This is a genomic window from Microbacterium sp. LjRoot205 (assembly GCF_056175745.1).
Genome location: NZ_JBGFFH010000008.1, coordinates 36,131 through 49,418, shown reverse-complemented (window position 1 = coordinate 49,418; position 13,288 = coordinate 36,131). Strand labels below are relative to the sequence as shown.

15 protein-coding genes are annotated in these 13,288 nt (G+C 68.5%); 4 read left to right on the top strand and 11 right to left on the bottom strand.

The features are described 5' to 3' along the window. Positions 1-6: 6 nt before the first annotated feature. Entirely contained in the window at positions 7-273 is a 267-nt protein-coding gene (locus AC04ME_RS14555) for a DUF7218 family protein (protein ID WP_056374055.1), read from the bottom strand. A gap of 123 nt (positions 274-396) precedes the next feature. Between AC04ME_RS14555 and AC04ME_RS14550 the strand changes: the two genes are divergently transcribed. Then, a complete protein-coding gene (locus AC04ME_RS14550; protein ID WP_164481676.1) occupies positions 397-561 on the top strand; it encodes a hypothetical protein in 165 nt (54 codons plus the stop codon). A gap of 45 nt (positions 562-606) precedes the next feature. On the opposite strand, the gene AC04ME_RS14545 is transcribed toward AC04ME_RS14550, so the two are convergent. Beyond that, positions 607-813: a CsbD family protein gene (locus AC04ME_RS14545; RefSeq protein WP_079113471.1), complete on the bottom strand. Its 207-nt coding sequence runs from the start codon at positions 811-813 to the stop codon at positions 607-609. 330 nt (positions 814-1,143) lie between these two features. Between AC04ME_RS14545 and AC04ME_RS14540 the strand changes: the two genes are divergently transcribed. Further along, positions 1,144-1,419: a four-helix bundle copper-binding protein gene (locus AC04ME_RS14540; RefSeq protein WP_475123665.1), complete on the top strand. Its 276-nt coding sequence runs from the start codon at positions 1,144-1,146 to the stop codon at positions 1,417-1,419. 55 nt (positions 1,420-1,474) lie between these two features. Here AC04ME_RS14540 and AC04ME_RS14535 read toward each other — a convergent pair whose 3' ends face one another. Continuing rightward, positions 1,475-1,822 carry a hypothetical protein gene (locus tag AC04ME_RS14535; RefSeq protein ID WP_311878056.1) on the bottom strand — a complete coding sequence of 116 codons (348 nt, stop codon included), beginning with the start codon at positions 1,820-1,822 and terminating at the stop codon, positions 1,475-1,477. Between the two features lie 313 nt (positions 1,823-2,135). Here AC04ME_RS14535 and AC04ME_RS14530 point away from each other — a divergent pair, with 313 nt between their 5' ends. Continuing rightward, entirely contained in the window at positions 2,136-2,621 is a 486-nt protein-coding gene (locus tag AC04ME_RS14530) for an FBP domain-containing protein (RefSeq protein ID WP_475435671.1), read from the top strand. Between the two features lie 3 nt (positions 2,622-2,624). Here the strand turns inward: AC04ME_RS14530 and AC04ME_RS14525 are convergent, their stop codons facing one another. The 4 genes from AC04ME_RS14525 to AC04ME_RS14510 are packed head-to-tail and all read right to left on the bottom strand — an operon-like array spanning position 2,625 to position 8,157. After that, complete coding sequence (locus AC04ME_RS14525) at positions 2,625-4,928, bottom strand: beta-xylosidase/alpha-l-arabinosidase (RefSeq protein WP_475435669.1); 2,304 nt, start codon at positions 4,926-4,928, stop codon at positions 2,625-2,627. 49 nt (positions 4,929-4,977) lie between these two features. After that, the gene (locus AC04ME_RS14520) at positions 4,978-5,859 is read right to left on the bottom strand and encodes a carbohydrate ABC transporter permease (RefSeq protein WP_153302245.1); all 882 of its coding nucleotides are present in this window, start codon (positions 5,857-5,859) and stop codon (positions 4,978-4,980) included. Continuing rightward, a complete protein-coding gene (locus AC04ME_RS14515) occupies positions 5,856-6,881 on the bottom strand; it encodes a carbohydrate ABC transporter permease (RefSeq protein WP_309691163.1) in 1,026 nt (341 codons plus the stop codon). The genes AC04ME_RS14520 and AC04ME_RS14515 overlap by 4 nt, the downstream gene beginning before the upstream one ends. Continuing rightward, positions 6,862-8,157, bottom strand: a complete 1,296-nt coding sequence (locus AC04ME_RS14510; protein ID WP_079113466.1) for an ABC transporter substrate-binding protein — start codon at positions 8,155-8,157, stop codon at positions 6,862-6,864. The genes AC04ME_RS14515 and AC04ME_RS14510 overlap by 20 nt, the downstream gene beginning before the upstream one ends. 163 nt (positions 8,158-8,320) lie before the next feature. Here AC04ME_RS14510 and AC04ME_RS14505 point away from each other — a divergent pair, with 163 nt between their 5' ends. Then, on the top strand, positions 8,321-9,319 hold the full coding sequence (locus AC04ME_RS14505) for a LacI family DNA-binding transcriptional regulator (protein WP_475435666.1): 999 nt from the start codon (positions 8,321-8,323) through the stop codon (positions 9,317-9,319). Here AC04ME_RS14505 and AC04ME_RS14500 read toward each other — a convergent pair. The 4 genes from AC04ME_RS14500 to AC04ME_RS14485 are packed head-to-tail and all read right to left on the bottom strand — an operon-like array spanning position 9,297 to position 13,269. Next, positions 9,297-10,202, bottom strand: a complete 906-nt coding sequence (locus AC04ME_RS14500) for a PaaX family transcriptional regulator (RefSeq protein ID WP_475435664.1) — start codon at positions 10,200-10,202, stop codon at positions 9,297-9,299. The two genes, AC04ME_RS14505 and AC04ME_RS14500, sit on opposite strands and share 23 nt — an antisense overlap. Beyond that, positions 10,192-11,445: a kynureninase gene (locus AC04ME_RS14495; protein ID WP_475435662.1), complete on the bottom strand. Its 1,254-nt coding sequence runs from the start codon at positions 11,443-11,445 to the stop codon at positions 10,192-10,194. The genes AC04ME_RS14500 and AC04ME_RS14495 overlap by 11 nt, the downstream gene beginning before the upstream one ends. 1 nt (position 11,446) lies before the next feature. Then, positions 11,447-12,415 carry an amidohydrolase family protein gene (locus tag AC04ME_RS14490; protein ID WP_475435660.1) on the bottom strand — a complete coding sequence of 323 codons (969 nt, stop codon included), beginning with the start codon at positions 12,413-12,415 and terminating at the stop codon, positions 11,447-11,449. Next, positions 12,415-13,269 (bottom strand): tryptophan 2,3-dioxygenase, encoded by an 855-nt coding sequence (locus AC04ME_RS14485; protein WP_042540062.1) that lies wholly within the window; start codon positions 13,267-13,269, stop codon positions 12,415-12,417. Before AC04ME_RS14485 ends, AC04ME_RS14490 begins: the two co-directional genes overlap by 1 nt. Positions 13,270-13,288: the final 19 nt, after the last annotated feature.

The following is a 13,288-nucleotide window of genomic DNA, read 5'->3' as shown; positions in this document are numbered from 1 at the left end:
CGAGCCCTAGTGGTCGCGCAGCGCCGAGATGAGCTCGGCCTTGCGCTGACGGCTGTAACCGGTGAGGCCGATCTCCTTGGCGCGGGCGCGCAGTTCGTCGACGGTCCAGTCCTCGTAGTCGCCGTGTTCGCCGCCTCGGCGCCCGACAGCGCTTCGGCCGTCGCGGGCGGCGGCATTGGAGATGCGGGCGGCCTTCTCCTTCGAGGCGCCGTCGTCGCGGAGCTCTTCGTACAGCTCCGGATCCTTCAGCGAGTTGTTCCTGCGTCCTGGCATGTCGTGTGCTCCTCTCGCACGGCGGGAAGGCCCGAGTCAAGGCCCTCGGGGCATGGGATGAGGCGGTCTAGGTTGGGAGACCGTAGATGGGCGCCTCCCCCGCGCCCCGAGAAGGGAAGACCGATGAACATCCTGCTGATCATCATCATCGTCGTCGCCATCATCCTGGCGATCACCGGCGGGCTCGTGCAGTCCCTGCAGTTCCTCCTGTGGGTCGGCCTGGTGCTGCTGGCCATCGCGGTCATCGCCTGGTTGATCCGAGCGATCTCCGGCAACCGCACCCGCTGATCCGCGCAGTGAGGCCCGCTCCGGCGGGCCTCACTCCGTTCGGGATCAGTCCCGGGAGCTGTCGCGCAGGTTGTCGCCGACGTTCTTGGCGGCGTCCTTCACGTTCTCGCCGGCCTGCTTGGCGGAGGCCTTCGCCTGATCGCCGCGGCCCTCGGCTTCGAGCTTCTCGTTGTCGGTCGCCTTTCCGACGCCCTCCTTGATCTTTCCGCCGGCCTTCTCCGCTGCGTTCTTGATGTCGTCTGCTCCACTCATGGGGCTCTTCCTTTCATCAGTCGATCAATGTCCGTCCACCGTCCCACGGGACGAGAATCCTGCACACGGGATTGACAACGACGAGCACTCGTGACAGCGTCCGCCGGGCATCGACGTGGATGCCGCACACGACTAACCTGGCCCCAGGCGGGTGGTCCTGCCCGCTCTCACCTCGGCTGCGGCCGACGAAGGAAGCGGTAGAAAATGGACTCGATGATGATGGGCGCCATGCGCTCGAACATGATGTCGATGCCCGACATGGCGACGATGGACATGTCCGTCTTGCAGGCCTGCATGGACGCGTGTTCGGCGTGCGAGCAGGCGTGCACGGTGTGCTCGACGCAGATGATGGACTGCTCGCCCGCCTGCATGAACTGCGCCGACATGTGCAACACCATGATGCGGTCGATGATGCGGATGCAGGGCATGACCCCCGCGTCGATGATGTCCATGCTCGACGCCTGCATCGCGATGTGCCAGACGTGCATGGACGAGTGCATGCAGCACGCCGACCACAGCGAGGTCTGCAAGATGTGCGCTCAGGCCTGCAAGGACTGCATGGACGCATGCATGGCCGTCAAGGACATGATGATGGCGACCGCCTGAGCCGCATCCCCTGTCATCGAGCGAGGACGGCCAGGCCGCCCGAGACGACGCGCGCTCAGCCGAGCGCGACGTTGAACTGCGCGCGGCCGACGGCCAGCACGCCGTAGCGCACGTGCAGCGCGATCGGCGTGCCCGCGGGTGCCTCGAGCGCCGCACCCGACGCGTTCCACAGCGTGTGCGTGGCGTCGTCGAGCGTGCGCACGAGGAGCTCGCCCGTGGTCGCGTCGGCGTGCTCGACGATCGCGTCCGCCCACTCGCTCGGCGTCGCCGACGCGATGCGCGCCTGAATCAGGTGCAGCGCGTGGCCCGCCTCGAAGGATGAGCAGGCGAAGCCGTGACGGCACATGCACGCAGAACGCTCACGCACCGAGAGGGGCGAAAGGTGGTTCAGCGGCGTGGACACGGTGGTCTCCTTCGTGAGCGGACGTTCCGGCAAGAGTAGGTCGGTCGCGCGAGAGACGGAACCCGGGCCGACACGCTGTGAAACAAACGGGCGTAGACTCGCCGGGTGCTGTTGTCGAAGAGTGCTCTCCGGATCCCGGATCGAGCGCAGATGGGAGCCGTGGGCGCGTTCAGCGCCACGGACAGAGGCTGACGATCGGCCGGAGGCGGAACACCCCGTCTCCGGAGCCGCGTCGTACCCGGCATCCACTCGGATGCCCGCTCCTGTTCCTTCTTCCGCCGCTGTCTGCGGCCCACACGAAAGCACTCTCCTCATGCGTCCCATCGACGAGCGCACCCTGCGCGCCTCCTTCATCAACGCCTCCCGCAAAGAGGTCTCCGACCTCACGCTGCCCGCCGGCTTCGCCGACCTCGACTTCGACAGGCTCGACTACCTGGGATGGGTCGACCCCAAGCTGCCCCGCCGCTCGTACGTCGTCGCGTGGGTCGACGACGTCGCCACCGGGGTGATCCTCCAGCGAGCCGAGCAGCGCGTGATCGCGCGTGCGCAGTGCTCATGGTGCGAAGACGTGACCCTCCGCAACGACGTGCAGCTCTATGCAGCCCGCAAGGCCGGACCCGCGGGCCGCAAGGGAGACACCATCGGCACCCTCGTGTGCACCGAGTTCGGATGCTCGAAGAACGTGCGGGTGCTGCCGCCGCTGGCCTACGACGGCTATGACCGCGAGCTCGCGCGCGAGCTGCGCATCCTCAAGCTGCAGGAGCACGTGAGTGCTTTCATCGCGGCCGTGCGGAGCTGATCCTCACACGATCTCGAGTCGCGCCACCGTCTCCTCGTCATCGCAGGCGCTTCCGACCCACAGGCGGATCGCGCCCGGCTCGACGCGCTTCACGCCGTCGAGTCCCGTGAAGGCGAGTCGGTCGATCGGCACGTCGAACTCGACGAGCGCATCGGCGCCGGGCGCGAGCGTGACCCGCCGGAAGTCCAGCAGCTGGGCGACCGGGCGGGTCACGCTCCCGACCTCGTCGTGTGCATACAGCTGCACGACATCCGTCGCTGCGACCTCGCCGGTGTTGCGCACCCGCACCGTCGCCCGGAAGATCTCGCCCGCGGCGATCGACGCGGGAGCGGTGAGCTCGTCGTGTGCGAACGTCGTGTAGCTCAGACCGAAGCCGAAGGGTCGCACCGGGGTGGAGTCGGCGCTGGTGACATCCGTGCGTCCGCCGAGCACGGGGTGCAGGTACGAGTACGGCTGCGCCCCCGCCGATCGCGGCAGCGACACCGGCAGACGCCCCGACGGTGCGACGCGACCGCTCAGCAGCCGCGCGAGAGCGGGGCCGCCCTCCTCACCGGGGAAGAACGTCTGGAGCACCGCGGCGGGGATTCCCGCAGACGCCGTGCTCGTCGTCGCCGAGGCGTCGACCACTCCGAGACCGGTCATGGTCCCGGCGGCACCCGCCCGAGCAGGCAGAGCCCAGTCGAGCACGTACGGACGCCCGGTCATYGCGATCAGGATCACCGGAGTGCCGGTCGCGACCACGGCCTCGACCAGCTCGCGCTGGACGCCGGGGAGCTCGAGGTCGTCGACGTCGTTTCCCTCGCCGACGGTGCCTCGTCCGAAGAGGCCCGCGCGGTCGCCGACGACGACGATCGCGACGTCGGCGGCCGCGGCGGCCTCGACGGCGGCCGGGATGCCGGAGCGGTCGGAGCCCTCGACCCCGCATCCGATCGTCGAGGTGATGTCAGCTGCGGGGAACTCGGCGCGCAGCGATCCGGTGACCGTCGGCAGCTCGATTCCCGCGGGGGTGTCGGGGTGATGAGCGAGCACGTGGTTGACGAACGAGTAGCAGCCCATCAGCGCTTCGGTGCTGTCGGCATTGGGGCCTATCACCGCGATCCGCGAGGTCGTCTTCGGGGCGAGGGGGAGTGCGCCGTCGTTGCTCAGCAGCACGACCGACTCTTCGGCGAGGCGTCGCGCGAGCGCGCGGTGCTCGGCCGGATCGAGATCGATGGCGGTCGGAGGAGTGTCGAAGTCGGCATCCAGCAGCCCGAGCTCCTCCTTCTGCGCGAGCAACCGGCCCACCGCCCTGTCGAGGATCTCCGGTGAGAGCCGGCCGTCACGCACCTGCTCGGCGAGGGTGACGAAGGCGTCGGGCGAGGGCAGCTCGACGTCGATTCCCGCGGTGAGTGCGAGCCGGGCGGCATCAGCCGAGTCGGCGGCCGCGCGGTGCATGCTGTGCAGGAAATCGACGGCGAAATAGTCCGACACGACCACTCCGTCGAATCCCCAGCGGTCGCGCAGGATGCCGGTGAGATAGCGCGCGTCGGCCGTGACGGGCACCCCGTCGATGTCGACGTAGGAGTTCATGACGCTGCGGGCACCGCCCTCGTGGATCGCCATCTCGAACGGCGGGAGCAGCACGTCCTCGATCTCGCGCAGGCCTGCGCTGACGGGGGCATGGTTGCGTCCGGCCTTCGAGGCGGAGTATCCGATGAAGTGCTTGAGGGTCGCGTGCACGCCCTCGGACTGCAGGCCGCGGACATAGGCGGTGCCCACCCGGCCGACGACCAGGGGGTCTTCGGCGATGCACTCGTCGACCCGACCCCAGCGGGGGTCGCGGATCACATCGAGCACCGGAGCCAGACCCTGATGGATGCCGAGGGACCGCATCGACGAGCCGATGGCCCGACCGACCTCCTCGACCAGCTCGGGGTCGAACGCCGCGCCCCACGCCAGCGGCGTCGGGAAGGTCGCCGCCTTCCACGCGGCGAGGCCCGTCAGGCATTCCTCGTGCACGAGCGCCGGAATGCCCAGTCGCGTCTGCTGCTGCAGTCGCCGCTGCTCGGTCCACAGCCAGGCGGCCCGCTCGACGGGGTCGACGGGGCGGGTGCCGTACACGCGCGTGAGGTGTCCGATGCCGTGCGTGGAGGCATCCTCGTAGCGCGTCGAGCTCTTCTTCTCGCCCGACATCGGGGCGACCACCTCGACGCCCTGGTCGACCCAGAAGCCGACGAGCTGCGCCTGCTTCTCTTCCAGAGTCATGCGGGCGAGGAGCGCCTCGACGCGGGGGGAATGCGGCGCGGAGCCTGCGGGCTGCAACATCATGTTCTCTTTCTCGTTCTCGTCGACGTGGGGTGTCGCGACGGCGACCGCATCAGCCCTTGACTGCACCGGTCAGCCCTCCCACGATGCGCCGCTCGAACAGGCTGAAGAAGATCAGCGCCGGGATCATCGACAGCGATGTGAACGCGAGCACCTTCGCGGTGTCCACGGAGTATTGGGATGCGAAAGACTGCACGCCGAGGGGCAGCGTGAACGCCGCATCGTCGTTGAGGATGAACAGCGGCAGCAGGTAGCCGTTCCAGCTGCCGATGAACGCCAGGATGCCCGTGGTGATGACCCCGGGGAGCGAGAGCGGCAGCACCATCCGCCAGAAGAACCCGATGCGACTGCATCCGTCGATGAACGCGGCCTCCTGGATCTCGTCGGGGATGGCGCGCAGGAACGGCACGAGGATGATGATCGTCGTCGGCAGCGCGAACGCGATCTGGGGCAGGATCACTCCGCCGAGCGAGTTCATGAGCCCGAGACTGCGCACCACGATGTACAGCGGGGTGATCGCCACGGTCAGGGGGAACATCAGCCCGGCGGCGAAGAACGCGTAGAGCACCCCGCGGCCGGCGAACCGGTATCTCGCGAGGACGTAGGCCGCCATGAGTCCCAGGGCCACGGTGCCGACGGTGGTCGCGAGCGCGACGATGGTCGAGTTGCCCACGAGCCGCCAGAACACGCTGCCGGTGAGCACGTCGAGGTAGTTCGACACCACCCACGGCTGTGGGAACCCCGACGGATCGGTCGTGATCTGCGCGTTCGTGCGGAACCCGCCGGTGATGATGTAGGCGATGGGCGCCAGCATCAGACCGACCGCGATCAGCGCGACGAAATACACGGCGGGGTTGGCCCATGGCAGCCGCGGCTTCGCGACGCGACCCGTGCGGGCCTTGCGCTGGGTGACGAGCACCGAGGTGGCGGTCATCGGACGGACTCCTTCTGTGTGGTGGCGTCGGCAGCCGCGTGGGCGTCTGCGTCGGCCTCCTGCGGCGCGGCGTCCTGCCGCGCACGGGATCGGGTGCTCTTCTTCCGGCCGGAGGCACCGGTGAGGGCGCCGTCGGTGTCCTTGCGCAGCACGGCACGCTGATAGATGAGAGCGACCACGAGCGAGATGAGGAAGAGCACGACCGCGACCGCGTTGCCGTAGCCGTAATTGCCGGCGTTGCGTCCTTCGGAGACCATGTAGGTCGCCATCGTCGAGGTGCCGGCGGTGGAGGCGATGTACTGCCCCCAGATGATGTAGACGAGGTCGAACAGCTGCAGCGAGCCGATGATCGACAGGAACGCCCAGATGCGCAGAGTGGGTGCGAGCAGCGGCAGCGTGATCCGCCACTGGATCTGCCAGTAGGACGCGCCGTCGATGGCCGCGGCCTCGTTCAGCTCCTCGGGAATGCCCTGCAGTCCGGCGAGGAACAGAATGACCGCGAAGCCGACGTACTTCCAGGTGATGATCGCCATCAGCGTCCAGATCGCGATCCCGGGGTCCGACAGCCAGTCGGTCGCCAGGAAACCCAGACCCATGTTGGTCAGCATCGCGTTGAGCGCGCCGTTGGTCTGCAGCATCAGGCTCCACCCCGTGCCCACGACGACCTCGGAGATCACGTAGGGCACGAAGATCAGCACGCGGATCAGCGACTGGCCTCGCATCTTGCGGTTCAGCAGCAGCGCCAGCACGATGGCGACCGGACCCTGGAGCACGAGGGAGAACACCAGGATGAAGCCGTTGTGCGCGAGCGCGTCGTGGAAGAGGGGATCCTGCAGGATCGTGAGGTAGTTCTTCAGCCCGACGAAATCGGTGGGCGGGCCGTAGCCCTGCCAGCTGAAGAACCCGTAGTACGCCGCCATCAGCACCGGGAAGATGACGAAGGCGAGGAAGACGAGCAGGGCGGGCCCGGCCAGAAGCATCACTTCCAGCCGGGCACGCGTGTCACGCTTTCGCTGCGGCATCCTGCACAGCCTTGACCAGGTCCTCCGCGCTGCTGTTGCCCGCGAGCAGGTCGACCACCGCGACGTTCAGCGCATTGCCCACGTTCTGGCCGTAGACCGTGTCGAGCCACTGCGTCGCATACGGAGCCGCGTTGTAGGCCTCGAGGATCGTCTGCAGGTAGGGCTCGGTGACGGCCTCCTGAGCGACGGTGTTGACCGGCGGTGCGTTGAAGGCCTTGTAGTACGCCGTCTGCACGTCTGACGTGCCGATGTAGTTCAAGAAGTCCACGCAGGCGTCCGGCGCATCGACCGAGCACGAGTAGCCGTCGACGCCGCCCATCATCGAACCGGGCTCGCCGTCTCCGCCCTCGACCTCGGGGAACGGGAACCAGCTGAGGTCGGCCAGCGGCTTCTGGTCAGGGGTGAGCGAGCCGATGACTCCGGGGTTCCAGGCGCCCATGAGCTCCATGGCGGCCTGGTGGTTCGCGATGAGGCCGGCGGAGCTGCCGGCGCCCTGCTGTGCCGGAGTCGTCAGGAAGCCCGAGTTGAAGGGCTCGGTCTCGGCGAACGACTGCAGGTCCTCACCCGCACGCACCCAGCACTCGTCGCTGAAGTCCATCTCGTCTGCGGCCTTGGCGAGCGTGTCCGAGCTGCACTCGCGCAGTGCGAGCCAGTAGTACCAGTGCGCGGCGGGCCAGGCGTCCTTGGCGCCCAGCGCGATCGGGTCGATGCCGGCGCCCTTGAGCGCGACCGTGGCCTCTTCGAGCTCGTCGAGGGTGGTCGGGTTCTCGGTGATGCCGGCCTGATCGAAGAGGTCCTGGCTGTAGAACAGGCCGCCGGGCAGCACGGCGACGGGCATGGCGTAGATCTTGCCGTCGAGGCTGTTCGCCGAGTACGACGCGTCGGGGATCTCGTCGGCGGCAGGACCCGAGATGGCGTCGGTGAGGTCCTTCAGCTGGCCGGCCTTGACCATCGCGGCCATCTTGCCGCCGCCGCGCTGCAGGAAGATGTCGGGAGCGTCTCCCGAATTGAGGGCGGTCTGCAGCTTTCCGTCGAGATCCTCGTTCTGGATCGACTGGATGTCGATCGTGACGCCCGGGTTGTCCTTCTCGAAATCGGCGACCGTCTGCTCCCAGAACTCCACTCCGGGGCCTGTCGTGGAGTTGTGCCAGAGGGTCATGCTGGTGTCGCCGCCGTCGCCGGTGCCGGACGAGTCTGCGGTGCAGCCCGAGAGCGCGAGCGCTCCGACGGCCATTGCTGCGACCGCGGAGGCGAGGGGGAGCCTTCTGCTGTTCATGTGATCGTTCTCCTCATCGAGTTGCGCGCCGCTTCGCTGCGGGGCGCCTGCGGACGCTCAGTCGAGACCGCAGTGGCATGAGTCTCCAGTCGGAGCACTCGTCCGTCAAACGTTTTCGAAAACAGTTTCCATATACCGCTGTGCCGGACTACGCTGGCGTCTCATGGGGGGCCGAACGACGATCCACGATGTCGCGAAAGCGGCGGGGGTGTCGGTGTCGACCGTCTCGAAGGCGGTGAACGGTCGATACGGGATCGCGGATGCCACGGTGCAGCGCGTCCTCGACGCGGTGAAGCAGCTCGGGTACGAGTCGAGCCTCGTCGCGAGCAGCATGAGGGCACGGCGCACGGGGGTGATCGGCGTTCTCCTGGCGGACTTCGAGCCCTTCAGTGCCGAGATCCTCAAGGGCGTCGGCTCGGCGGTGCACGACACGGCGTTCGACCTCCTCGCCTACAGCGGGTCGCACCTCGGCGCAGGCGACGGGTGGGAGCGGCGATCGCTGAGCAGGCTCTCGGGCACGCTGATCGATGCGGCGATCATGGTCACCCCCACGGTCGTGAGCGCCGGCACCGAGATCCCGGTGGTCGCGATCGATCCCCACACGGGCCGGGCCGACCTGCCCACGGTCGAATCCGACAGCTTCGGCGGCGCTCTCACGGCGACCAGACACCTGATCGAGCTCGGCCATCGCCGGATCGGATTCGTCGCGGGCCGCCCGGATCTCCGATCCGCCGGGCTCCGTGACGCCGGCTACCGCAGGGCCCTCTCCGACGCGGGGATCCCGCTCGATCCGTCACTGGTGGGCATCGGCCGCTACGAGCTCGACGCGACCAGGGAGTCCGCCCGCRTCATGCTGAGCGGCGAATCCCGACCGACGGCGATCTTCGCGGCGAACGACCTGTCGGCGATCGCGGTCATCGATGTCGCTCACGAGCTGGGGCTGCGGGTGCCGGATGATCTGTCGGTGATCGGGTTCGACGACGTGCCTGAGGCGACCAGAAGGGCGCTGCCGCTCACGACGATCCAGCAGCCGATGCGCAGACTCGGGGCCGTCGCAGCCGACATGGTGTTCACGCTGCTCTCGGGGCAGGAGATCGACGAGATGCACGTGATCCTGCCGACGCGGCTGGTGGTGCGGGCTACGACCGCCCCGCCCCGGTGACCTGCGCTCTCGTGGCTTCCGCTCCGGTGGCTTCCGCTCCGGCGGCTTCCGCTCCCGTGACTTCGCGCACGCGCTGCCACGCGGCATCCGACAGCTCCGTCGACAGCCTCAGGAACTCGGCGATGCTGCGACGTCCCGGCCAGTCGGCAGGCAGCATCGAGGGCGGCAGGCCCGGATCGATGTAGGGCAGCACGCGCCAGCGGTCGATCAGCTGCACGTAGGCGGCGAACGGCGCCTCCGGAAGCGTCTCGAGCGACGACTGGAACTCGAGGTGCTCGGCGCGCAGGGCGTCGAGATCCCACCAGTCCGCGGCCGCCTCGGGCAGGGTGCGCGCGGTCGTCGGAGTGCCGGCCTGGAACAGCGTCACCCACTCACGGGCGTCGAGATCGTCGACGATCTCGAGAACCTCGCCCTGCAGATGCCCCGGGCAGATCCACAGGGCGGGAGACACGACACCCGCCCCGATCCACTGCAGGCGACGGCGCAGCTGGTGCCTCGTGGCGCGGGCGCTCTCGGGCATCGAGAAGGAGATGAGGCACCAACTGTCGGCATCCGTCATCTCGCGCATCTCGAAGATGCGTCGATCGCCCCGCTCGAGCATCGTGGCGGCATCAGGGTTGAGCCGATAGCCGACGGCGTGTCTGCGCTCGGCGAGCAGCAGTCCCTTCTGCTTGAGGCGGGTGACGCCGGTGCGTGCCTGCGCAGTGGGGATCCCGAGATCGCCGGCGAGCGCGACCAGATCGGCCGCCGAGATCCAGCCGCCGAGCGGTCGCAGATACAGTCCCACCAGGGTGCGCAGCAGCGATGCCGTGCTGCCTGGGCGTGCATCGATGTCGTCGAGCACGGGTCCCGCGGCGATCTGCTCTGTGGGCTCAGCGGTCATGCGACTCCAGGGCGTCGCGCACGGCGAGGACGCCGGTGAGCGTCTCGACGTATGAGGTGCTGAGCGGCGAGAGCCCCAGGCGGATGCCGTCGGGGAAGCGGAAGTCGGGGATGATGCCGTCGGCCCACAGGCGCTGCGTCACGGCGCGGAAATCAGGGTGGCCGATCGTCACGTGGCTTCCTCGGAGTGCGGCGTCGCGTGTGCTGAGCAGCCGCACGCCGAGCGGGGCGAGCGCTTCGTCATAGGCACGGACGGCGAAGTCGGTGAGGGAGAGGGACTTCTCGCGGATCGCCTCGATCGACGCCTGCTCGATGAGGTCGAGCATGCCCTGCATCGCGAGCATGGAGGTTATCGGGGGAGTGCCGCTGAGCAGCTGCCGGATGTCGCCGGCCGGGACGTACTCCGGCCCCATCGCGAAGATGTCGGCGGCGCTCCACCAGCCCTGGATCGGCTGGCGCAGGACGCCCTGGTGCTCGCGTCGCAGGTAGGCGAACGCGGGGGAGCCGGGGCCGCCGTTGAGGTACTTGTACGTGCATCCGACTGCCATGTCGACGCCCCAGGCGTCGAGCTGCATCGGGATCACGCCGGCCGAGTGGCAGAGGTCCCACATCATGAGGGCTCCGACCTCGTGCACCGCGGTCGTGATGCCTGGCATGTCGGCGAGGGCGCCGGAGCGGTAGTCGACGTGGCTGAGAGAGACGAGCGCCGTGCGCTCGGAGATGGCGGCGACGACATCGGCGATCTGCACGCCGAGCACCGGGTCGGGCTCGATCCAGCGCACCGTCATGCCGGTCTCAGCCGCGACGCCCTCTGCCATGAACCGGTCGGTGGGGAAGTTGCCCGCCTCGATCACGAGCTCGGTGCGCGACGGGTCGGCGGTCGCGCCGGCGCGCATCAGCTTGTAGATCAGCACGCTCGTGGAGTCGGCCACGACGGTCTGGCCCGCGGCGGCTCCGAGCGTGAGGCTGCCGATGCGATCGCCGAGCTCCATCGGCAGCGCCATCCACTGCTCGTCCCACGAGCGGATCAGCCGGGTGCCCCAGTCGTCGCGCACGAACGCCGAGAGCTTCTCGGGTGTGTCTTTCAGCGGCCGCCCGAGCGAGTTGCCGTCGAGGTAGGCGCCGACGCCCGGGGCCTCGGCGAACGCCTCGAGGTGGGCGTGCAGCGGGTCGGCGGCGTCGAGGGCGCCGGCGAGGTCGAGGAGCGAGCGTTCGATGGTCGCGGCGTCGCGGGTGTCGGTCATGTCAAGCCTTCAGATCGGCGCTGGTCAGCGGGCGGGCGAGTGTCGGGTCGGCGTCGGTGCCGGGGAGCCTCAGGAGGAGTGCAGCAGGGTCGAGAGGGTTCTGCGGTGCGAGGGCGCGCAACAGGTCGATGCCGTCGAGACCCGCGTCGCGGAGGGCAGTCAGTTCGCTCGGGTTCAGACCGACGGGCATCGGGCCGTTGCCCATGTCGGTGCCGTAGAGCACGGTGCCGCCGGCGGCATGGAAGCGGCGGACGTTGTCGACCGCTGTGGCGTGCGTGTCGCCCTCGTGGATGGCGAGCGTCGAGATCCACGAGACGGATGCTGCCTGGGCGGTGACCTCGGCATCGTCGAGTCGCTCGGTGAACGGGGCGTGTGCGAGGCGCGCGGCGCCGAGGCGGACTGCTCGCTGCGCTTCTCCCACGCCTTCGGCATGGGCGACGACGGGGAGGCCGCGTGCGGCGGCGGCCTCGACGATCGCGCGGAACAGGAGGTCGCTGAAGACGGGCCCGGCAGTGCTGTTGTTCGCGACCTTGATGCAGGATGCTCCGGCATCCGCCATCTCCGCGACGGCCGCGGTGGCTGCTGCGGTGTCTGCGATCTCGCGGAAGGACCCCGCTGGGGCCCAGTCGCGGTCGCTCGGGTAACCGCCGACGGGCGTGAGGAACGCACCCGCGAACTCGACGGCGACGAAACGCGCCGCGCCTTCGGACAGCGCGGCGACCGCCGCAGGGTTCCCCCCGAGGTCGATCACGCGTCCGAGAGTCGAGTCATGCAGCAGTGCGTGATCGACGAGCTGGAGGTGCACGTGGTGGTCGGTGAAGCCGCCGACGATCACGCCGTCGAGCCTCGGCAGGTCGGACAGACGCAGATCGGATGCCGGTGACCCGGGGCGCAGCARCATCCGTCCGTCGATCATCTCGATGGTGCCGTCGCGCCATTCCTCGCCATCGAAGAAGGTCGCAGCGTTCATCAGCCGCCGATCTCGGTGCGCACGGTGTAGAGCTCGGGGAAGAACGTCAGGTCGAGAGCGCGCTGCAGGAAGCCGACTCCGCTCGAGCCGCCGGTGCCGACCTTCATTCCGATCGTGCGGGCGACGGTCTTCAGGTGGCGGAAGCGCCAGAACTGGAAGTTGTCTTCGAGGTCTACGAGGTCTTCGCAGGCCTCGTAGAGGTCCCAGTGCTGTTGATGGTTCTGGTAGATCTCGCGGATCGCGGGCACCAGTTCGGGTGTCTCGCGGTAAGGCAGGCGCACGTCGCGCTCGAGGATCTCGGCCGGGATCGGCAGGCCGCGCCGCGAGGCGTAGCGCAGGAACTCGTCGTAGAGCGTGGGCTTGTGCCACTCGGCCGTGAGCAGCGCGAGGTTGGCGGGGTGGTCGGCGAAGACGCTGAGCATCTTCTCGTTCTTGTTGCCGAGGGCGAACTCGACCGCGCGGTACTGCACCGACTGGAAGCCCGAGGAGTTGCCGAGCGCTCCGCGGAACTGCGCGTACTCGGTGGGGGTGAGGGTCGCGAGGATCGCCCACTGCTGCGTCATCACGTCTTGGATGCGCTTGACCCGGGCCACCCGCTTCAGTGCCTCGCGCAGGTCATCGCTCGCGAGCAGTTCGCGGGCGGATGACAGCTCATGCAGCAGCTGCTTCAGCCAGAGCTCGGTGGTCTGGTGCTGGATGATGAACAGCAGCTCATCGTGGTGCTCGGGGACGCTGACCGGATTCTGCGCGGTGAGCAGCTGGTCGAGCGACAGGTACGACCCGTAGGTCATGCGGCCGGACAGATCGGTGACGATGCCGGCCTCGAGCTCGCGCTCGTTGTTCTCGGTGCTCATGGGTCGCTTCCTGTCGTGA